This window comes from Antarctobacter sp. (assembly GCF_965277915.1).
Lineage (GTDB): Bacteria > Pseudomonadota > Alphaproteobacteria > Rhodobacterales > Rhodobacteraceae > Antarctobacter.
The window spans coordinates 248,172-269,109 of sequence record NZ_OZ255849.1; the positions used below are offsets into that span (position 1 = coordinate 248,172).

Consider the following 20,938-nt stretch of genomic DNA (forward strand, 5'->3'; position numbering starts at 1 on the left):
CAGTCATGACCAACATGAATCTCTATTCACGCGGCGACAAGATGTTCGTCATCCTGAACATGGTTCTCATCGGCCTGTTCACCCTCTCGACACTCTACCCGTTCATCTACATCGCCTCGTTGTCGATGAGCGCCGGGATGGAGGCCCGCGCCGGCAATGTGATCCTGACTCCGGTCGGGTTCACGCTGGAAGCCTACAAGCAGGTCCTGAGCGAGCCGCTGTTCTGGTCGTCGTACAAGAACACCTTCATCTACACGATCGGCGGCACCTTGATGAGCCTCGCCTTCATCATTCCCGGCGCCTATGCCCTGTCCAAGCCCCAGCTCTACGGGCGGCGGTTCTGGAACCTGGTGGTGGCCTTTACCATGTGGTTCAACGCCGGTCTGATCCCGTTCTTCCTGAACATGCGCGATCTCGGCCTGCTGGACAGCTACTTCGGCATCATCATCGGCTTCGCGGTCAACGGGTTCAACATCATCCTGCTGCGCAACTTCTTCGAGGGCATCCCGAAGTCCTTTGAAGAGGCCGCGCGGATGGACGGGGCCAATGAATTCCAGGTGCTCTGGAAGGTCTACGTCCCGCTCAGCAAACCGGCCATCGCCACCGTCGCGCTCTTCTGTGTCGTGTCGCGCTGGAACGGGTTTTTCTGGGCCATGGTGCTCTTGCAGGACGAGGAAAAGATCCCGCTACAGGTCTACCTGCGCAAGGTCATCGTGGAGCTTTCGGACGACGAGGAATTCGCCACGACGCTGCTGACCGCGGCCTATTCGGTCGAGACCGTGACCGCCGCCATCATCGTCTGCTCCATCATTCCGATCCTGCTCATCTATCCCTTCCTCCAGAAGTATTTCAGCAAGGGCATCCTGCTGGGTGGCGTGAAGGAGTGAGCAATTGTCGCAAGCCCCTGTGACCGGGGGCTTCGACCGAAACGACCCCGAACTTCACAGAGTCGCAAAAGGGAGGATACCATGCGAACCTTCAACCTGGCAGCCGCTGCCATCCTTGGAACCACAGCCCTGACGAGCCCGGCCGTGGCGCAGGACATCGACCTGCCGATCGTCGACGAGCCGCTGGAACTGACGGTCCACATGCACTGGGCCCGGGCCCAGGGCTACGGGCCGGGCGGCGACACTTCCAAGATCTACCCTGTCGAGGAAGTGGCGCGCAAACAGACCAACATACACCTGATCGACAAGACCTCGGGCCGCAACACGACCGACAACGCGGAAGCGATGAACCTGCTGCTGGCCACCGGCGACCTGCCCGACATCGTGGGCGGTGCCAACATCCGCCAGCCGGTCAACGAATACGGCCCGCAGGGCGCCTTCGTGCCGCTCAACGATCTGGTCGCGGAACACGCGCCCAACATCCAAGCCTGGTTCGACGAACACCCCGAGATCTGGGACGCGATCTCGGCCTATGACGGCAACGTCTACTACATCCCGTATCTTCCGGACGGCAAGTATGCCCGCGCCTGGTTCGTGCGTCAGGACTGGCTCGACACCTTGGGCCTGGAACGACCGGACAATGTCGACGAGCTTTACGAGGTGCTGGTGGCCTTCCGCGACCAGGACCCGAACGGCAACGGCGTAAAGGACGAAATCCCCTTCTTTGTCCGTGACTGGGAAGAGGTCCTGCGCCTTCTGACGCTTTGGGACGCGCGTTCGACCGGGGCCGATGTCTACCACCAGTTCTACCTCAAGGACGGCAAGGTGGTGCACCCCTACGCACAGGAAGCCTATCGCGACGGCCTGGCCAATATCGCGCAATGGTATGATGAGGGCCTGATCGACGCCGAACTCTTCACCCGTGGCTCCTCGGCGCGCGACTACCTGCTGGGCGAGAACTTGGGCGGCATGACGCATGACTGGTTCGCCTCTACCTCGGGTTACAATGTGGCGCTGGCCGACAAGGTCGAAGGCTTCAACTTCGTTCCGTTCTTGCCGCCGAAATCGGTGTCGGGAAAGCGGATCGAGGAAAACCGCCGCATTCCGATGAAACCGGATGGCTGGGCGATCAGCTACACCAACGATCATCCGGTCGAGACCATCAAGTATTTCGACTACTGGTTCTCGGAAGAGGGCGCGCTGCTGGCCAATTTCGGTGTCGAGGGCAAGACTTGGGACATGGTCGACGGCGAGCCGATCTACAAGCCGGAGGTGCTGGACTCGGGCCGCCCGGTCAACAGCCAGATGTACCTGGAAGGCGCGCAGGTCTATCGCGGCTACCCGCAGGACTACCGCTATGAATGGCAGTGGACCCGCGAGTCGGCCCGCGAAGGCATCAAGCTCTACGACACCGAAGACCTGCTGGTCGAGCAGTTCCTTGGCGTGTCCTTCAACAAGGAAGAGCAGGAGGTCTACGACCGGTACTACCCGTCGATCCAGACCTACATGCTGGAGCGTCAGCAGGCCTGGATCCTTGGCACAGGCGACGTCAAGGAAGACTGGGATGACTACATGGAGGCCCTGAACAACATGGGCTACCAGAAGGTTCTCGAGGTCATGAACTCGGCCTACGAGCGCCAGTACGGCGGCTGATCCCGTCCATTTCCCAAGAACACGCGTGCGGCCGACCCCCGGCCGCACACCCCCCTCTTGTACCTGAAGAAAGACCTGACCCATGCATGGCGCCGCTGTCCTTACCAAGCTCGACGAACCCAAGACCGGACGGTTGACGATCCAGTATGCGCCCGATGCCGAGACCGTCGTCACCGAGAACCCGCCGCGTTTCACATGGCTGCCGGTGATCGAGGACGAAGCGCAATATGTGCTGCGCATCTCGACCGATCCCGACTACGCCACCGGGGCCACGCATTACTACAGCCGCCTTCCGCTCAACTTCTTCACGCCCGACGTGGCGCTGGCCCCCGGAGATTATGTCTGGTCCTACGCGGTCTGCGACCCGGAGACCGGCAAACCCGTCACCAGCTGGAGTTCCTCGCGCCGCTTCACCATTACCGGGGACCTGCCGCAGTCTCCGCTGCCGTCTCGCAAGGTGCGGTTCCGGGAGGCCCCGGTCGGCCATCCGCGGCTATGGTTGTCCCAAGACCGGCTGGAAGAGTTCCGGGACGCGGTGAAGGCCGATCCGAACCATTGCACATGGTCCACCTTCTACGAGAAATCCGTTCTGCCCTGGTTGGATCGTGAGGTCATGAAAGAGCCCGCCGGGTATCCGAACCATCAGCGTACCGCGCCGGTCTGGCGTCAGACCTATATCGACCTTCAGGAGCACATGTACGCGGTGCGCCATCTGGCCATCGGCGGTCAGGTCACGCAGGACCAGGCGATGCTGGACCGGGCCAAGGAATGGCTGCTGGAGGCGGCAAGCTGGGACCCGATGGGCGTCACCAGCCGGGCCTATACCGACGAATGGGCCTACCGGGTCACCAATGCGCTCGCCTGGGGCTACGACTGGTTGCATGACCAGCTGGACGAGGACGAGCGCGCGCGGGTGCGCGTTGCCCTCTTGGCGCGCACCCGCGATATAGCGGAACACGCGATCATCAACGCCAAGATCCACCTCTTTCCCTATGATAGCCACGCGGTCCGCTCGGTCTCGCTGACGCTGATCCCGGCCTGCATCGCGCTTCTCGGCGATGACGAAGAGGACGAGGCGCGCGACTGGCTGAACTATTGCATCGAGTTTCTCGCCACAGTCTATTCGCCCTGGGGCGACAGCGATGGCGGCTGGGCCGAGGGCACAAACTACTGGATGATGGGGATGGCCTACCTGATCGAGGCGGCCAACCGGCTGAAAAGCTTTGCCGGGATCGACCTGTATCAGCGGCCCTTCTTCCGCAACACCGGCGATTTCCCCCTGTTCTGCAAGGCGCCCAACACGCGCCGCGCCACCTTCGGCGATGACAGCACGCAAGGCGATCTGCCCTGCATAAAGACCGGCATCAACCTGCGCCAATACGCGGGCGTCACCGGCAACGGCGCCTACCAGTGGTACCACGAGGAACTGGCCCGTCTGAACCCCGGCACCGAAGGCGCCTTCTACAACTGGGGCTGGTGGGACACCAATTTCGACGAATTGACCTACCTGACCGATTTCCCGCTGGTCGAGGCGTCGGACCCGCCGTCCGGCATGCGCCACTTCAAGGGCATCGGCTGGGTCGGGATCCAGCATGAAATGGCGAACCCGGAAAAGCACATCCAGTTCGTGTTCAAATCCTCCCGCTTCGGCTCGATCAGCCACAGCCACGGCGACCAGAACGCATTCTGCATGGCCGCCTTTGGCGAAGACCTGGCCATCCAGTCGGGCTACTACGTGGCCTTCAACTCGACCATGCACCGGCTCTGGCGGCGCCAGACCCGGTCGAAGAACGCCATCCTGATCAACGGCAAGGGGCAATACGCCGAGAAGGACAAGACCAAGGCCATGGCCGCGACCGGCAAGATCCTCGCTGCCGAGGAACACGAGGATCACATCTACATCAAGGGCGACGCCACCGCGGCCTACCAGTCGCTTTCGCCCGAGGTGACACTGGCCGAACGTGAGGTCTATTTCGTGCGTGGCAGCTATTTCGTGATCGTCGACAAGGTCGACGCCTCCGAGCCGGTCACCATCGATTGGCTGCTTCACGCCAACCAGCCCTACGAGCTGGGCAAGACCTCGTTCCGCAATACCGGCAAGAAGGCCGGCTTCTACGGCCAGGTCGTCTGGTCCGAGGCGGGCAAACCGACGCTCACCCAGGAAACCGGATTCCCCGGTGTCGACCCGGCCGACTACGAAGGCCTGCCCGAAAGCACCTGCCTGCACGCGCAGTACCCGGCGGCCACCCGCCACCGGATCGCCACGTTGCTGGTGCCTTACCGGCTGGAAGAACCCAAGCGGATTTTCAACTTCATGGATGACCAGGGCTACGACGCCGACCTCTACTTCACCGATGCGGACGAGAACACGTTCAAGGTCGTGATGAAGAAGCTGGCCAACACCTGATACCGCACACGAGGACACGCTCATGTCAGTAAAGAATTATTTTCCCGCCAAGGAAAACAGCCTGTTCGACGCCGGCGGCGGCCTGACCCGCAAGGTCGGCGCCTACAACGACAACGCGATGGTTGTCGAAGTGCACTTCGAAAAGGGGACCGTCGCGGCACGCCACCATCACCCGCACGAACAGATCACCTATGTGATTTCGGGCAGGTTCGAATTCACCGTCGGCGATGACACCTACATCGTCGGCCCCGGGGACTCGCTCTACAAGCAGCCGAATATCGAACACGGCGCGACCTGCCTCGAGGCGGGCACGCTCCTCGATATCTTCACGCCGCACCGCGAAGACTTCCTCTGATCCAACAAAAAACAAATGGGAGACAAAGACATGACCAAACCCGTCATCGGTTTCATCGGCCTCGGCCTCATGGGTGGCAACATGGTGGAGAACCTTCAGAAGAGGGGCTTCGAACTGGTCGTCATGGACCTCAACAAGGACGCGGTGAAAGCGGTCCTTGACCGCGGAAACGCGAAAGAAGCCGCGTCGCCCAAGGAGTTGGCCGAGGCGAGCGACATCGTCATGCTTTGCCTCACCACGTCCGAGGTGGTGGAAAAGGTTGTCTACGGTGACACCGGCATCCTGGCCGGCATCTCGGAAGGCAAGGTGCTGGTCGATTTCGGTACCTCGATCCCGGCCTCGACCCGCAAGATCGGCGCCGACCTCGCCGCGAAGGGCGCGGGTATGGTCGACGCGCCGCTGGGCCGCACTCCGGCCCACGCAAAGGACGGCCTGCTGAACATCATGGCCGCCGGCGACAAGGCGACCTTTGACAAGGTCAAGCCGGTGCTCGAAGAACAGGGCGAGAATATCTTCTACCTCGGCGCACTGGGCGCGGGACACACCACCAAGCTGATCAACAACTTCATGGGCATGACCACGGTCTGCACCATGAGCCAGGCCTTCGCCGTTGCGACGCGTGCCGGGGTCGACCGTCAGCAGCTTTATGACATCATGTCGACCGGGCCGTCGAATTCGCCCTTCATGGGGTTCTGCAAGAACTACGCCGTGGATGGTGTCAGCGACCTTGGCTTCTCGATCAACAACGCCAACAAGGACCTCGGGTATTTCCTGAAAATGGCCGAAGACCTGGGCACCCGGGCCGAGATCGCCGAAGGCACCTCGCACAACCTCGCCGCGGCCGTGGCGGCCGGTCTGGGCGATGGCAACGTTCCGGAAATCTTCGACTATTTCCTTGAGTTGGCGACCGACGGCGCGGACCGCGAAGCCACGACGCAAAGCGCGGCAAGCTGATGAGGTTCCAAGGCAAGACAGCCATCGTCACCGGCGGTGGCCGCGACATCGGGCGCGCCTGCGCGATCAAGCTGGCCTCCGAGGGGGCCAACGTGGCGATCAACTATTTCGCCAGCAGCGCCGGGGCCGAAGCCACGGTGGCAGAGATCGAAAGACAGGGTGGCAAGGCCCTCGCGGTACAGGGCGATCTGAGCAAACCGGCCGAGGTCGACGCGCTGGTTTCCAGAACGGTCGAAGCCTTTGGCGGTGTCGATATCCTCGTGAACAATGCGGGCGGCCTGATCGCCCGCAAGACCATCGCGGAGATGCCGCTGGAACATTGGCAGGCGGTGATGGACCTGAATCTGACCAGCACCTTCCTGATGATCAAGGCCTGCCTGCCGCACATGACCAGGGGCGCAATCGTCAACCTTGCCAGCCAGGCCGGGCGCGATGGCGGTGGTCCCGGCGCGGTGGCCTACGCCACGTCCAAAGGGGCCGTCATGACCATGACGCGCGGACTGGCCAAGGAGCTGGGGCCGGAGATCCGCGTCAACGCGCTATGCCCGGGCATGATCGACACCGACTTCCACAACATCCACACGCCCGATGCCGGTCGCCGTGGTCTGGAAGCCGCCGCGCCGCTGAAACGGCAAGGCACGCCCGAAGATACCGCCAACCTGGTGGCTTATCTCGCCAGCGACGAGGCCGCCTACATCACCGGGGCGAATGTCGACATCAATGGCGGGATGCTCTTTTCCTGAGCCCCGCCACCGCAAGCGGAGGCATCAAGATGCGCGTTCTCGCGATTGGCGAATGCATGGCCGAACTGGCCCCGGCAGAGCGCCCGGACGATTACCGTCTGGGCTTTGCCGGCGACACGTTCAACACCGCCTGGTACTTGGCGATGCTGTCGCCGGACGTGGAGGTGTCCTATTTCACGGCGGTCGGAGATGATGCCCTGTCCGCCCGGATGGTACAAGTCATCTCTGACAGCGGGATCGACACCCGTCACATCCGCCGGCTGCCCGGGAAATCCGTCGGGCTGTACATGATCGCCCTGAAAAATGGCGAACGCAGCTTTTCCTATTGGCGCGGCCAGTCCGCCGCGCGCAGCCTGGCCGGGGACGCGCAAGCACTGGCGGCCGCCATCGCCGAGGCCGATCTGGTCTATGTCTCCGGCATCACCTTGGCCATTCTCGAGCAGGGCGGCCGCGAAACGCTTTTGCAAGCGCTTCGTTCTGCCCGAAGCGCGGGCAAGAGCGTCGCCTTTGATCCGAACCTGCGTGTGCACCTCTGGAGCACTCCGACAGAGATGACGGAAGCGATCATGCGCGCCGCCGCCTGCTGCGACATTGCCCTTCCCTCGTTCGAGGACGAGGCGCGTTGGTTCGGCGATGAGGACGCAAAGGCCACGCTGGAACGCTACGCAAGGGCTGGTGCAAGCACCATCATCGTCAAGAACGGTCCGGAACCGGTTCTGTATCGTGAGGACGGCACAGATGACATCACGATGGTGCCACGCCTGACCTCTGTCATCGACACGACCGCTGCCGGGGACAGCTTCAACGCTGCGGTCTTTGCAGGTCTTTCTGCTGCGCTGCCGCTGTCCTCTTCGATCGAACAGGCCTGCCGTCTGGCCGGTCAGGTCGTGCAGGGCAAAGGTGCGTTGGTTCCGGTTGGCCTGGATCTGCTGGATCAATTTGCCTGACCGCGCGAACGACAAGGATACTCCCCATGCCAAATCCCCCAGCCGCCGACGCCGTTCCACTTGATCCGCGCACGCTTGACCGCCTGTCGCGGGCCAGCACGGCAACGGTCGCCACGCTGCTGTATAAGCGCGGCTTTCACAATGCCTATGTGCAAGGCGTCGCCCCCCTGGCAAAGGGCCAACCAACCATGGTCGGTCCGGCGTTCACCTTGCGCTATATTCCCGCGCGGCCTGATACCGACCCCATCGAGGCCTTCCGTGAGCCCGATCACCCGCAGCGCGTCGCAATCGAGACCTGCCCGGAAGGTGCGGTGCTGGTGATGGATTGCAGGCAGGATGCCTCTGCCGCGTCCGCGGGGTCGATCCTTTTGACCCGGCTCGAGATGCGCGGCGCGGCGGGCGTGGTGACCGATGGTGGTGTCCGCGATGCCGACGGTGCGGCGGCGCTTGACATGCCGGTCTTTGCCGCAAAGCCCGCTGCGCCGACAAATCTGACCAAGCACCACGCGATAGACATGGGCCTACCGGTTGGCTGTGGCGGCGTTGCCGTCTATCCCGGCGATGTCGTATTGGGCGACGGCGACGGTGTGATGATCATCCCCCGTCACTTGGCCGATGAAATCGCTGAAGAAGCCGGTCCCATGGAGGAATTCGAGGCTTTCGTCCTGGAGGAAGTGCGCCGCAATACGCCGGTGATCGGCCTCTACCCCGCTACGGATCCGGCCGTTCTGGAGCGGTTCGAGAACTGGCGCCAAGCGCGACAGGAATGAATCCCTTCACTGATCAACAGAAAGGTACGGCCAGATGAGCGGTCCGTTGCTGTCCTATTTCAAATGGCCCTTGATCGTGACCGTCATTGGCCTGGTCTTGTCGGCATGGTTGGGCTGGCTGCATGAGGGCAGCCTTGGCGGCGTGCTTTCGTTTCTGCTGATCGGCGCCATACTGGCAAGTCTGGAAATCGCCCTGTCCTTTGACAATGCCGTGGTCAATGCCAACCGGCTGCAAGACATGACCGAGATCTGGCGCAGGCGTTTCCTGACTTGGGGTATCCTGATCGCGGTCTTCGGGATGCGCATCGTCTTTCCGCTGGCGGTCGTTTCCGTTGCGGCACGGATCGGACCGTTCGAAGCTCTCAGCCTGGCGATAGCCCGCCCCGACGACTATGCGCACATCATCGAAGAGGCGCATCTGTCGATTTCGGCCTTTGGCGGCACGTTCCTGATGATGGTCGCGTTGACCTATTTCGTGGACGAGTCCAAGGACATCCACTGGATCAAGCGCCTTGAATCCAGGCTGAGCACCTGCGGTGCGATCCGTGGGTTCGAAACGGCGCTTGTGCTTGTTGCGGTGACAGGGGTCTCACTGTTCCTCGCCGAGGGCGACGATGCGCAATTCCTGTTCGGGGCGCTGTTCGGCCTGCTGACCTTCTGCATCGTCGACGTGGTCGGTCATGTGCTGGACAGCGGTGCCGCCGTGCGGGCGGGCGCTCAGGGTGGGCTGGGCGCATTCCTCTATCTCGAGGTCATTGATGCCAGCTTTTCCTTTGACGGGGTGATTGGAGCGTTTGCCTTGACAACGAATCTGTTCCTGATTGCCGTGGGCCTCGGCATCGGCGCAATGTATGTGCGCTCGTTCACCATCATGATCGTCGAACGGCAAACCCTGGCGGAGTTCCGTTATCTGGAGCACGGCGCATTCTACTCGGTGTTCTTCCTGTCGCTGGCTCTCTTTGCCCATGCCGTTGTTCCCGTGCCCGAGGTCGTGACAGTGCTGGTCGGTGTGCTCTTCATCGGAGCGGCGCTGGTCAGTTCAAACCATCACAGAAAGACCGTGCGGAGGTCGGCGTGATCCCGCACACTTTTTTTCCCATGCAGGACATGGACATGGCAGTTGAGAGCACCGGTTTTGTCCCGTCACGATCCGCCATCGACGGCGGGTGCCATTATCGGTCTTCGCCCCAAGGCGAGATCCTGCAAAGCGTCGGCGATCCCGTCGCAAAGCCCGCCGGGGTGCCGTTCGGGGGTCATGGCTTCGACATCCGTTTTGTCACTTCTCTTCAACAGACCGCGGGCCGAGTAGACCTCCAACCCGAAACTGGCCGCCTGATTGCATTTGGCGGCCTCGGGGCCGAGGGCAGGGCGCAAATGCGGTTCAGGGAATGACGGCTGTGGGATCTTCGTCACGACGCCTTCGGAAGGTCTTTGCTCTTGAGGATTTCGAGCCCCTGGCAAAGCGCCATCTTCCCGCCCCCATCTTCGGCTATGTCGCGGGCGCGGCAGAGACCAACGCATCGCTGAATGATAACCGGGCGGCATTCTCCGAAATCGGCTTTGTGCCCCGTGTGGGCGTCGATGTTTCGGCGCGGTCCCTCACCTGCAACGTGATGGGGCTGGACTTCGACATGCCCTTTGGCGTGGCTCCGATGGGGGCTGCTGCTCTGACCGCGTATCGCGGCGATCTGGTCTATGCGCGTGCCGCCGGCGCGGCGAATATTCCGATGATCGTCAGCGCGGCGTCGCTGATCCCTCTCGAAGAGATCGCTGCGGAAAACCCCAATATCTGGTATCAGGCCTATCTTCCCCCCGATCCGGCCGACATTGCCGCGCTGCTGGCCCGAGTGGCCAAATGCGGGATCGAAACGCTCGTCGTGACGCTGGACAGTGCGGTGGTGCCCAGCCGGGAAAACAACCTGCGGTCCGGGTATCGCACACCGCTCAGGCCGAACCTGAACCTCTTCTATCAAGGTGTGACCCATCCGCGATGGGCGTTGGGCACCTTTCTGCGCACATTCGTGCAACACGGCACGCCGCATTTTGAAAACGCCACGGCGACGCGTGGCGCGCCATTGCTGTCACGGCAAGCTGTGCGGGATTTCTCCGGCCGCGAGGTGTTGAATTGGGAGACGCTTGCCGAGGTGCGTCGGTTGTGGCGGGGCCGCCTTGTCCTGAAAGGCATCCTGCACCCCGATGACGTCAGCCGTGCGCGGAAACTGGGGGCCCAGGGGGTCATCCTGTCAAACCATGGCGGCCGCCAACTGGACGGCGCCGTCGCCCCGCTGCGCGCTCTCCCGGTTGCGCTCGATCGCGCCGGGGACATGGCCGTCATGCTGGATGGCGGTATTCTGCGCGGCACGGACATCCTGAAAGCGCTGGCGCTCGGTGCAGGCTTTGCCTTTGTCGGCCGTCCGTTCAACTATGCCGCCAGTCTTGCCGGTGAAGCGGGCATGGCCCATGCGATTGATCTCTTGCGGGTTCAGCTGCGCGCCGACTTGGGTATGCTTGGTTGCGTCCGTCTGAGCGAGTTGGGGCCGTCGATCCTGGATCAGGGTCGGTTCAGGAGGAGCTGCCCTCAATCTTGACGTTGCCCCGCTGGACCTGTCAGAGCATTGTGCCGCGCCTTCGAGCACGTATCGTGGCGCAAAGGCGAACCTTTATGGCACTACGACCAACCGAGGAATTTCGTGCAGAAGCTGTGCGCATCGCATTGACCAATGGTCCGCTGCCCGCCGTTACCTATTTCAATCAAATCGAAACCGATCAGCAGTTTGGGGAAGCTCGCTTTGGCGGGGCGCGGTGCTTGGCCACGAATTCGTCCTTTCAGGAAAGGGTTGCACTCTGTCTTGGAATACATTTGTATACCAATGAACGGTTTTGATGAGGAAGGCGGCCCGATTTTCTTGACAAGGTTGGGCATCTTGGACGCCTTCCCATGGTATTGTTCCGGTGTTTCTGCCTGCATGTGACCCGGGAACCGATTGAATGTTGGATACTGGCATCGGTAGTGCCGGGAAAGTGAGAAGAGCCCGATGGATGATATGAAACATGATCCGAGCAACGACACCTCGGAGGATGCCATTGCGGCCTATGTTCTTGACGAACAGATCGGCTATGCCTTGCGAAAGGCAAACCAGCGGCACATGACCATCTTTGGCGAAAGGATGCTTGACGGCCTGACGCCAACTCAGTTTTCAGCTCTTTTCCGCCTGGTTGAAAACCCCGTGCCGCAGTCCCAGAATGCGCTTGGACGCAGTGTCGCGATGGATGCGGCTACGATAAAAGGGGTCGTCAACCGATTGGAGGCGCGCGGCCTTGTGGTGACCCGAAAGGACGAGGTTGACCGCCGGCGCTACGTGATCGAGGCTACCGCGAAGGGCAGGGAGCTGATCAAGGCGGCAATGCCAGTGATGGCGGACATCACAGAGGCAACGTTGGCACCCCTTACCGTTGCTGAACGGCGCACGATCCTGCGATTGCTGGCAAAGCTGAGTTGATTGGCGCGTTGTGCGTGTAACTTGGGGCGCCTGGTTGCGGAGAGGTCAAGGGCGATGAACGACCACACCACGAAACGCGCCGGTGATGTGTCCGCGATGATCGAAGCCTACGATCCGCGCAACCACCCGGCGCAGTTGGTGCGCCGTGTCCACCAGCGCGGGGCCCAGCTTTTTACCCAGAACGTGCGGCATCCGAACCTTTCGGTGACGCAGTTCGTGGCTCTGGTCACGCTGCTGAAGGTGGGGTCTGTAACTCAAAGCATGCTTGGGAGGCTGACTTCGATGGATCCGTCCACCACGACGGTGGTGGTGCGCAAGCTGGAGCGCGAAAGGTTGATCGAGAAGCGGCGGAGTCTCGAGGATCAGCGTTCGTCGGTTATCGAACTGACCGAAGCCGGACGCCAATGCGCGATCAATCATGTTCCGGTCAGCGTGGAAGCGGGGGAAAAACTGCTCGAGCCGCTCACCGTGATCGAGCAGCAACTCTTCATGGAGTTGCTGCGAAAGGTGATTGCCGCCGAAGACTGACGTCTCGCTGCCCGTACTGCCATTTTGATGCGTACACGTTTAAAATTTCGTCCGTTCGCTTCGGATGCTTCGGATGTGGGCCGGCCCTTTGATTGATTTTTGAGCCAAAATCGCGGCTTAAGCAAAGTTTCCAGCTCTTCCCAAATAAAATGTTGCGCCGTTGATCTGAATCATTTTACTTTGAGTGCGTAGCAAATTGGCCCCTGCGGGAAGGCCCCTTAAGAACGCAAGCTCGGGAGTGATGGGATGACGACTCTGGTTCGGAACGCATGGTACGTGGCCGCTTGGTCGCGCGAGATTGACGATGAACTGCGGCGTTTCACCATCCTCGGCGATCACATCCTTCTCTACCGCCGCACGGACGGCACCGTTGCTGCGTTGGAGGATCGGTGCCCGCACAGGTTGTTGCCGCTGTCAAAAGGCAAGCGGATCGGAGATGCGGTGCAATGCGGTTACCACGGGTTGACCTTCGGTCCTGACGGCAAGTGCACCCGGGTTCCGGGGCAGGACAAGATTCCGCCCTCGGCCTATGTCGAAAGCTACCCGATCGAGGAGCGTCACGGGATCGTCTGGATCTGGATGGGTGAGCGGCACCGCGCAGATCCGGATGCGATTTTCGATTTGCCGCAATTCACCGACCCGGGTTGGCATGCCCATCACGGGGACGCGTTGCACCTGGAATCCAACTACCTCAACGTGGCCGAAAACCTGGTGGACCCGGCGCATGTGAGTTTTGTGCACCCGACGACACTGGGCAACTCGGCCTCGGAGAACGTGCCGGTGCATGTCTCGACCGAAGGCGAGACCATCACTGCCTGGCGGTGGATCCGCGATGCGGAGCCGATTGGCTTCTTCAAGGCATTCGGCGGCTTTGAGGGGAATGTCGATCGCTGGCATTATTATCACCTGCATCTGCCGTCGATCGCGGTGATCGACTTCGGCTCGGCGGACGTGGCCGATCAGATTGCCGAAGACGATCGGGATAGTGGCATCCGAGTGCTTGCACTGCACTTCATGACGCCTGTCGATGAGGGTTACACCATCGACCGCTGGATGCACCTGCGGAACACGGCGGTCGATACCGAAGAGGCCTCGGACAAGATTGATGCAATGCTGCGCATCGCGTTCGCCGAGGACAAGGAGATTCTGGAGGCTGTGCACGCAGAGGAGCAGCGCCCGATGAAGCGGCGCCCGATCCGTATCGCCATCGATCGTGGGCCGATGGTTTACCGCAAGCGCATCAACGACCTTCTGGAAACCGAGCGGACGCTCGACGCCTCGGCAGAGAGCAATGCGTCCTTCGTCTACCATGACTGATGCTGTTCTGGCCGGAGGCGCTGACATGCTTGATATGGGCAAGACGGCGCCGCTCACTCTGGAGGTGACAGAGCGTGTGCGGGAAAGTCGAAACGTCCTGTCCTTCCGGTTCAAGGTGGTGGAGGGCGAGATGGCGCCCTTCATCCCCGGCCAATACCTACCTATCCGTCTTGGTCTGCCGGAGCGGCCGATATCGACCTATACGATATCCTCCGACCCGCGCGACCGCAGCGGCTACAGGATCAGCGTCAAGCTGGAGCCAGAGGGGAAGGGGGGCTCTCGCCATTTGCACGAGGTTGGCGAGGTCGGCGCACGGTTCCCGGCCGAACGGCCGCGGGGGACGTTTGTCCTGGAAGATGATGAACGTCCGGTCCTGTTACTTACCGGCGGGATCGGTGTGACGCCAGCGCTGGCGATGCTGTCTGAACTGGCCCGACAGCCGGATCGGCCGACGTGGTTTCTGCATGCCTGCCGGAATGCAGAAGAGCACTCCTTCGCTGCCGAGGTGAAGGTGCTGGCAGAGGCCGCCCCGAACGTGACCACGCATGTCGCCTATGCCGAAGGGGACGAGGAGGATATCGCCGACGGACGTTGCCAGTCTGTCGGACTACTCGACCGAGAGACGCTGCGCAGGCTGTTGCCGCAAGACGCCTATCGCGTCTACCTCTGTGGGCCGGACGGATTCATGAAGGCGATGCGGGCGGAACTGGTCAGCCTTGGCGTGCCGGACAGCGAAATTCACCAGGAATCTTTTGGCGGGGCCGTTGCCGATGGCTCGCAACGTGAGCCGTCTGGCCGACCTGCGGCGGCGTCGGACGGGGCCGGTCCCGTGGTCAGATTTGCGCGGTCGGACCTCGAAGTCACTTGGGACGGATCGAGCGGAACCCTCCTTGAATTCGCCGAGGCGCAGGGGTTGGCACCGAACTTTGAATGTCGTGACGGCATCTGCGGCACCTGTGCTTGCCGGAAGATCTCCGGCGAGATTTCCTATTCCGAAGAGCCGCTCGATTCGCCCGGAGAGGAGCATGTCCTCTTGTGTTGCTCGTTTCCGAAAGGGGACGTGACCCTCGATTTGTGACGCTCTTCGCACAATTACCCCTCAAAATCTGCTCAAAAATTGTGCAGATCCAGAGTGGGGTCATGGGGCGCACGAAAAAAACATGCAGCGAGGAATATTGTTTCTATGCAAATGAATTTTTCCGCGCTTTTATGTGACGAGACGATGAAGAACGCCGCCAACCGGCCGCGGAAAAACTAGGAAAATCTGCCTTGGAATGAGGGGCAATAGCGAATGTCGCGGGCTGCGAGGCGGGCCGTGAACAGGTGGGATGTGCCTGCCGAAATCAACAGGGAAACGACGAAAGGAACGCCATGAAACGCCGTCAACTCTTCGCTACCGTCACGGGGCTGATGACGCTTGCCAGCCTCCCGATGACGTCCGCGCTGGCGCAGGATGCCTATCCCAGCGAGCCGATCCACATTACGGTCGTCTGGCCGGCCGGTGGCGGGCATGACCTGGTCGGGCGCCTGATCGGCCATGAGCTGTCCGAGATCATGGATACCGCGGTCGTGGTCGACAACGTGACCGGTGCCGGTGGCTCGACCGGCATCCGCCACATCGCCGAGGCAGACCCGGATGGCTACACCATTGGCGTGATGGGCCTGCATGCCGTGTCGCAATCCTTCATGAACCCTGCAGCACCCAAGCTCGACGGTCTGGACCCGATCGCCTACATCAGCGACGAACCTGGCGCCATTGAGGTGAGCGTCGACATGGGGATCGATACGCTTGACGACTACATCGCCGCGATGAAGTCGGACCCGATGTCGCTGATGAACGGCAATGATCCGCAGGGCGGCAACTCCTTCATCTTCGCGAGCGTCATCCCGGACGCTCTGGGCGTGAACATGATGAAGCTCCCCTATCCCGGGCATGCCCCCACCGTGACCGCCTTGCTGACCGGCGAGGTCCAGACAGCGACGCTTCCGATCCCGCCGATCCTCGAACACGCCAAGGCCGGAAAGGTGAAGGTGCTCGGGGTCGCTGCGGAACAGCGCCATCCGCAACTGCCTGACGTTCCCACGTTCAAAGAGCAGGGCTACGACATCGTGGTGAATGATTTCGTCATGCTGGTGGCGCCGGTCGGTATTCCGCAGGATGTCCGGGCCAAGCTGGAAGAGGGATTGCTCAAGGCAATCAACAGTGCCGGCTTTACCTCTGCCGCAGCGGAAAACGGCATGGTGCTGCGTCCGGGAGGTGCCGATATGGCGGCGGAGGAACTCGCGAAACAGGTTGAGCTTGTCTACCCTATCCTCGAGCAAGCCGACCTTGTTGCCGAGGAACTGAAGCGGAAGTGACGCCCGCAAACGGGGCAGTGACTGCGCCCCGTTTCCAAAATCCCGAAACAGGAGCCAGCCATGACACCGCCCATCGAGGAATCCGCCCGCAAGACCTTTGCAGCCGGTCTTTTCTTTCTCCTTCTGGCGGGTGCGGGTTGGCTTCTGCTCCGACACAGCATCACGCTGTTTTCTGGAAACCAGATGCCAGGTGACCCTGGGCCCTTCTTCCTGTCCCAGTTGTGCCTGACAATTCTTGCACTCGCGGGCGTCCTTCTGCTGGTGTTCGGGGGCTGTAGCTGGGCGCGCGAGACGCGTCCACACAGACACACAGGGGCCATAGTGAACACGGTGCGGGAGTGGTCGCTCTCGGCCGGTTTCGTGCTGACATTGCTGGCGATGCCGGCAGCGATGCGCTTGCTGGGGACGCCTGCCGCGGTGGCGCTCTTTTCCATCGGCTGGATCTACGTACTGCTCGTCTCCATCAGCGGCCATTCGTGGCGAAACCTAATCGAGGCGACGGCCTTCGGTGCGGCCACCGCCGTGTTCATCCATCTGTTCTTCGTGCGTCTACTGACGCTCCCGCTGCCCGTTTGAGAGAGGGTCGAACCGATGTTGCTTGAATCGTTCTTCACTGTGCTCGCCGATTTCGCCACGAGCCCTGCCATGTTGGGTCTCGTCGGGCTTGGCGCAATCCTCGGACTGGTGCTGGGGGCAATACCGGGAATTTCATCGACGATGGCGCTGGCGATCCTCATGCCGGTGACCTTTACGATGGAACCCGGTGTGGCAATCCTGTTCCTGATCTCGGTTTTCATGTCGAGCGTCTATGGCGGTTCGATATCGGCCATCCTGATGAAATTGCCTGGCACGCCGGCGTCGATCTTTACCCAGATCGACGGCTATCCGATGGCGCAGAGCGGTCGGGCCGGCCACGCCCTGAACTACGCGTTGGTGGCTTCTACGGTCGGCGGCATGGTCGGCCTAGCCTTGCTTGTCGTGCTGGCCCCCGTGCTGGCGGATTTCGCGACGAATTTCCGCAGCCCCGAATTTGCCGCCGTGGCGCTGTTCGGCATCGTCATGTTGTCCTTCGCGTCAAACGGTTCGACCCTGGTGGCCAGCGTGGTCGGCTTTGTCGGCATCCTGCTGGGCATGGTGGGCTTCGATGCGCTGACGGATGCACAGCGGATGACGATGAACCAACCTATGCTGCAATCGGGCTTGAATCTGATCCCTGTCATCATCGGGTTGTTCGGCTTGGGTGAGATCCTGCAGAACCTCGTGCGCTTTGGTGACGCGCCAACGGCGCGACCTGCCATTGGCAAGGTGATGCTGCCGATTGCAGAATTGGCCAGGCGCTGGAAAGTCATGCTGCGGGGCTCGGTGATCGGCACGTTCATCGGAGCAATTCCGGCGGCGGGATCCGCGGTGGCGGTTTCCATCGCCTATGCCCAGGAGCGGCGGTTGTCGAAAGAGCCCGAGACATTCGGCACCGGCCATCCTGACGGCCTCGTCGCGCCGGAGGCCGCAAACTCCGCTTCGGTCGGTGGCTCGCTCATTCCCTTGATCGCGCTGGGCGTTCCGGGAGACACGATCACCGCCGTTCTGATGGGCGCGTTGATGGTGCATGGCCTGACGCCCGGGCCCTTGCTCTTTGCCAATGACCCGACATTCGTGTCCTGGATCTATGTCTCGGTGCTTCTGGCGCTGGTGGCGACGCTGGTTCTGGGCCTTGGCATGATCCGTGCTGCCGTGCTGGTGACGCGCATTCCGCCGCAACTGATGTATGTCTTTATCGCAGTGTTTTGCGTTATCGGCGCCTTTGCAATCCGCAATGACATGAACGACGTCTACGTGATGATTGCCTTCGGTGTGGTCGGCTTCGTCTTTTCGCGCATCGGCTTGCCGGTGACGCCGCTGGCCTTCGGGCTGATCCTCGGCCCGATACTGGAAGAAAACCTGCGGCGCAGCCTGATGATTAGCCAGGGGTCGTGGAAGATCTTCATCGATCGGCCGATCTCGGCAACTTTGCTTGGTGTCTGCGTCCTTCTGGTGGCCTTGCCGTTGATCACCGCGTTGCTGCACCGCCTCCAGGGATCGCTTGCCGGCAAGAAGAGCGAAAACATCCCCAAAAATTACCCTGGTGAGTAATTAACTTGAGGATTTGCCTGTGCAACGGCTAGTAGGGGGGGGACTCTGAAAACCGGATAGCGCCATGACCTCAACAAGCCAACGTCGTAAACCGGGGCGCCCAAAGGGCGGGCCGGAACTCCGCGAGGTGATCCTGGACCGGGCCGAATTGCTGTTTGCCGATCATGGGTTCAATGGCGCCAAGGTACGGGACATCGCGACGGAGGCCGGAGTCAACCAAGCCCTCGTCCGTTACTACTTTGGCTCAAAGCAAGATCTGTTCGATGCGGTGGTTCGCCGGCGTGGAAGTGTGATTTCGGGCGCCCGGCATGTGCTGCTGGACGAGCTTCTGTCGCGCGATGTGGCGCCAACCGTTGCGGAATTGGTGCGATGCTATCTAAAGCCGCAGTGGGACATGAAAAATTCCGGCCCAAACGGCGCGGCATTTGTCCGCCTTCAGGCGCGTTTGCACGCCGAGCAGGAAGAGCACGCCTTTCGTCTGCGGCGCGAAGTCTATGATGCGTCCGTCAAGCGATACATCGAGGCGCTTTCAGAGATCTTGCCCGAGATTCCGAAAAAGGTGATCTCGACCAGGATGGCCTTTGCCGTGGGTACCTACATGTTCATGCTGAACGATCTCGGGCGCATCAACGATCTGACCGACGGTCAGGTCGGGGACCTCGGCGGCGCCGCGCTTCTGGATCAACTTGTTACCTTCATTTCCGCAGGTCTTGCTGCACCGCTGAGCACCTGACGGCGCTGCTGTTCAAATACATTTGTGTGCTAACGATTTTTGTTGAAATTATACCTTCGAGTAATTATCCGGAGTGGGACGTTGATTTCAGAGGCGAGAATCATGACCCCGATCCGAGTTGGCCAGATCGTGCCGAGTTCGAATGTTACGATGGAGACAGAGATCCCCGCGCTTTTGCGTGCCCGAGAGGCGGTCTTTCCGGAGCGTTTCACGTTTCATTCCTCGCGGATGCGGATGAAGCACGTGACCAAGGAAGAGCTTGCGGCGATGGATGCGGACAGCGACCGTTGTGCGCTCGAACTCTCGGACGCGAAGGTGGACGTGATGGGCTATGCCTGCCTCGTTGCCATCATGTCGATGGGACACGGCTATCACCGTACTTCGCAAGAGCGGCTGCGCGGCGTGACACGGGACAATGACGCGGAGACACCGGTTGTCACCTCTGCTGGTGCCCTGGTCGAGGGGATCAAGGCGATCGGGGCCCAAAAGGTCGCCGTGGTCGCGCCCTACATGAAGCCGCTGACCGAGATGGTGGTGGACTACATCCGCAACGAGGGCATCGAGGTGGTCACCTGGCGGGCGCTGGAAATCCAGGACAACCTCGCCGTTGCGGCGCATGACCCGATGAACCTGCCCGGGATCGTCGCGGATATGGACACCTCCGGCGTCGACGCGGTGGTGCTCTCGGCCTGTGTTCAGATGCCCTCGCTGCCGGCGGTTTCCACCGTCGAGGCGCAAGTCGGAAAGCCGGTGCTGACAGCAGCCATCGCCACGACCTGGCAGATGCTCAAGGCGCTTGATCTGGAAACCCGCGTTCCGGGCGGCGGCACGCTGCTTTCCGGCGCCTATTGAGGAGGGTGACATGAGCTTTGGATACAACATTCACGCCAACGGCATCCGTCAGCACCTGATCCGCTGGGACGGACCCGAAGGGGCACCGCAACTGCTGTTGATCCCGGGCATCACCTCGCCCGCGATCACCTGGGGATTTGTCGCTGAACGGCTGGCGCAGCGCTTTGAGCTGCATGTGCTGGACGTGCGCGGCCGTGGCCTGTCGGAGAGCGGTGACCTGGATTACACGCTGGACGCCATGGCCGACGATGCCATCGCGGTGGCGCGGACGCTGCGGCACCCGATCATCCTGGGCCATTCCATGGGCGCGCGCATCGCCATCCGCGCCAATGCCCGCGACCCCGAACCCTTTGCCGGGTATATCCTGGTCGATCCGCCGATGTCGGGGCCGGGGCGCCGTGCCTATCCGTCGAAATGGCCGTGGTACAGCGACAGCATCCAGATGGCAGCGCGGGGCTGCTCGGTCGAGGAGATGCGCGCCTTCTGCCCGACCTGGACCGACGATCAGGTCGCCCTGCGCGCGGAGTGGCTGCATACCTGCCACTGGGGGGCAATCCGCATCGCCTTCGACGGCTTCCACACCGACGACATCCACCAGGACCTGCCGAAGATCGACAAGCCCGCGCGGCTGGTCATCGCCGGCGGCGCCACCGTGGTCGACGAAGCCGACCAGGCAGAGGTCGCGCAGCTGAACCCCAAGATCGAACAGCGCATCGTGCCGAAGGCCGGCCACATGATCCCCTGGGACAGCCTCGACGGCTTCCTGGACGCGGTCATGGATTTCGACGCCCGATAAACCTCATA

General features: G+C 61.6%; 22 protein-coding genes. 21 read left to right on the forward strand and 1 reads right to left on the reverse strand.

Features of this window, described 5'->3' with window-relative positions; translation table 11 throughout:
* Window positions 1-5 precede the first annotated feature (5 nt).
* The 11 genes from ACQY5B_RS02120 (at window position 6) to ACQY5B_RS02170 (ending at window position 11,304) form a co-directional block, all read left to right on the forward strand.
* Entirely contained in the window at window positions 6-887 is an 882-nt protein-coding gene (locus tag ACQY5B_RS02120; protein WP_305971762.1) for a carbohydrate ABC transporter permease, read from the forward strand.
* A gap of 81 nt (window positions 888-968) precedes the next feature.
* Complete coding sequence (locus ACQY5B_RS02125; protein ID WP_305971761.1) at window positions 969-2,540, forward strand: extracellular solute-binding protein; 1,572 nt, start codon at window positions 969-971, stop codon at window positions 2,538-2,540.
* An 82-nt stretch (window positions 2,541-2,622) separates the two neighbouring features.
* Window positions 2,623-4,947: a heparinase II/III domain-containing protein gene (locus ACQY5B_RS02130; protein ID WP_420326582.1), complete on the forward strand. Its 2,325-nt coding sequence runs from the start codon at window positions 2,623-2,625 to the stop codon at window positions 4,945-4,947.
* 22 nt (window positions 4,948-4,969) lie between these two features.
* Window positions 4,970-5,302 (forward strand): cupin domain-containing protein, encoded by a 333-nt coding sequence (locus ACQY5B_RS02135; RefSeq protein ID WP_305971759.1) that lies wholly within the window; start codon window positions 4,970-4,972, stop codon window positions 5,300-5,302.
* A gap of 30 nt (window positions 5,303-5,332) precedes the next feature.
* A complete protein-coding gene (locus ACQY5B_RS02140; protein WP_420326581.1) occupies window positions 5,333-6,256 on the forward strand; it encodes an NAD(P)-dependent oxidoreductase in 924 nt (307 codons plus the stop codon).
* On the forward strand, window positions 6,256-6,999 hold the full coding sequence (locus ACQY5B_RS02145) for an SDR family NAD(P)-dependent oxidoreductase (protein ID WP_420326580.1): 744 nt from the start codon (window positions 6,256-6,258) through the stop codon (window positions 6,997-6,999). Before ACQY5B_RS02140 ends, ACQY5B_RS02145 begins: the two co-directional genes overlap by 1 nt.
* 29 nt (window positions 7,000-7,028) lie before the next feature.
* Entirely contained in the window at window positions 7,029-7,946 is a 918-nt protein-coding gene (locus ACQY5B_RS02150) for a sugar kinase (protein WP_420326579.1), read from the forward strand.
* Between the two features lie 26 nt (window positions 7,947-7,972).
* On the forward strand, window positions 7,973-8,716 hold the full coding sequence (locus ACQY5B_RS02155) for a ribonuclease activity regulator RraA (protein ID WP_420326578.1): 744 nt from the start codon (window positions 7,973-7,975) through the stop codon (window positions 8,714-8,716).
* Window positions 8,717-8,750: 34 nt separating this feature from the next.
* Complete coding sequence (locus tag ACQY5B_RS02160) at window positions 8,751-9,794, forward strand: DUF475 domain-containing protein (protein WP_420326577.1); 1,044 nt, start codon at window positions 8,751-8,753, stop codon at window positions 9,792-9,794.
* Between the two features lie 20 nt (window positions 9,795-9,814).
* Window positions 9,815-10,108 (forward strand): SMP-30/gluconolactonase/LRE family protein, encoded by a 294-nt coding sequence (locus ACQY5B_RS02165; RefSeq protein WP_420326576.1) that lies wholly within the window; start codon window positions 9,815-9,817, stop codon window positions 10,106-10,108.
* A complete protein-coding gene (locus tag ACQY5B_RS02170; protein WP_420326575.1) occupies window positions 10,105-11,304 on the forward strand; it encodes an alpha-hydroxy acid oxidase in 1,200 nt (399 codons plus the stop codon). Before ACQY5B_RS02165 ends, ACQY5B_RS02170 begins: the two co-directional genes overlap by 4 nt.
* 80 nt (window positions 11,305-11,384) lie before the next feature.
* Here ACQY5B_RS02170 and ACQY5B_RS02175 read toward each other — a convergent pair whose 3' ends face one another.
* The gene (locus ACQY5B_RS02175; RefSeq protein ID WP_420326574.1) at window positions 11,385-11,639 is read right to left on the reverse strand and encodes a hypothetical protein; all 255 of its coding nucleotides are present in this window, start codon (window positions 11,637-11,639) and stop codon (window positions 11,385-11,387) included.
* Window positions 11,640-11,751: 112 nt separating this feature from the next.
* Between ACQY5B_RS02175 and ACQY5B_RS02180 the strand changes: the two genes are divergently transcribed.
* From ACQY5B_RS02180 to ACQY5B_RS02225, 10 genes are all read left to right on the forward strand, one after another.
* Window positions 11,752-12,216 (forward strand): MarR family winged helix-turn-helix transcriptional regulator, encoded by a 465-nt coding sequence (locus ACQY5B_RS02180; RefSeq protein WP_420326573.1) that lies wholly within the window; start codon window positions 11,752-11,754, stop codon window positions 12,214-12,216.
* Window positions 12,217-12,270: 54 nt separating this feature from the next.
* A complete protein-coding gene (locus tag ACQY5B_RS02185) occupies window positions 12,271-12,744 on the forward strand; it encodes a MarR family winged helix-turn-helix transcriptional regulator (RefSeq protein WP_420326571.1) in 474 nt (157 codons plus the stop codon).
* Between the two features lie 246 nt (window positions 12,745-12,990).
* Window positions 12,991-14,061: an aromatic ring-hydroxylating dioxygenase subunit alpha gene (locus ACQY5B_RS02190; RefSeq protein ID WP_420326569.1), complete on the forward strand. Its 1,071-nt coding sequence runs from the start codon at window positions 12,991-12,993 to the stop codon at window positions 14,059-14,061.
* Window positions 14,062-14,086: 25 nt separating this feature from the next.
* A complete protein-coding gene (locus tag ACQY5B_RS02195; protein ID WP_420326568.1) occupies window positions 14,087-15,139 on the forward strand; it encodes a 2Fe-2S iron-sulfur cluster-binding protein in 1,053 nt (350 codons plus the stop codon).
* A 293-nt stretch (window positions 15,140-15,432) separates the two neighbouring features.
* Window positions 15,433-16,419: a Bug family tripartite tricarboxylate transporter substrate binding protein gene (locus tag ACQY5B_RS02200; RefSeq protein WP_420326567.1), complete on the forward strand. Its 987-nt coding sequence runs from the start codon at window positions 15,433-15,435 to the stop codon at window positions 16,417-16,419.
* A 60-nt stretch (window positions 16,420-16,479) separates the two neighbouring features.
* The gene (locus tag ACQY5B_RS02205) at window positions 16,480-16,995 is read left to right on the forward strand and encodes a tripartite tricarboxylate transporter TctB family protein (RefSeq protein WP_420326566.1); all 516 of its coding nucleotides are present in this window, start codon (window positions 16,480-16,482) and stop codon (window positions 16,993-16,995) included.
* 69 nt (window positions 16,996-17,064) lie between these two features.
* On the forward strand, window positions 17,065-18,549 hold the full coding sequence (locus ACQY5B_RS02210) for a tripartite tricarboxylate transporter permease (protein ID WP_421917722.1): 1,485 nt from the start codon (window positions 17,065-17,067) through the stop codon (window positions 18,547-18,549).
* A 127-nt stretch (window positions 18,550-18,676) separates the two neighbouring features.
* Complete coding sequence (locus tag ACQY5B_RS02215) at window positions 18,677-19,282, forward strand: TetR/AcrR family transcriptional regulator (protein WP_420326565.1); 606 nt, start codon at window positions 18,677-18,679, stop codon at window positions 19,280-19,282.
* A 102-nt stretch (window positions 19,283-19,384) separates the two neighbouring features.
* On the forward strand, window positions 19,385-20,134 hold the full coding sequence (locus ACQY5B_RS02220; protein WP_500862051.1) for a maleate cis-trans isomerase family protein: 750 nt from the start codon (window positions 19,385-19,387) through the stop codon (window positions 20,132-20,134).
* Between the two features lie 10 nt (window positions 20,135-20,144).
* A complete protein-coding gene (locus ACQY5B_RS02225; protein ID WP_420326564.1) occupies window positions 20,145-20,930 on the forward strand; it encodes an alpha/beta fold hydrolase in 786 nt (261 codons plus the stop codon).
* Window positions 20,931-20,938: the final 8 nt, after the last annotated feature.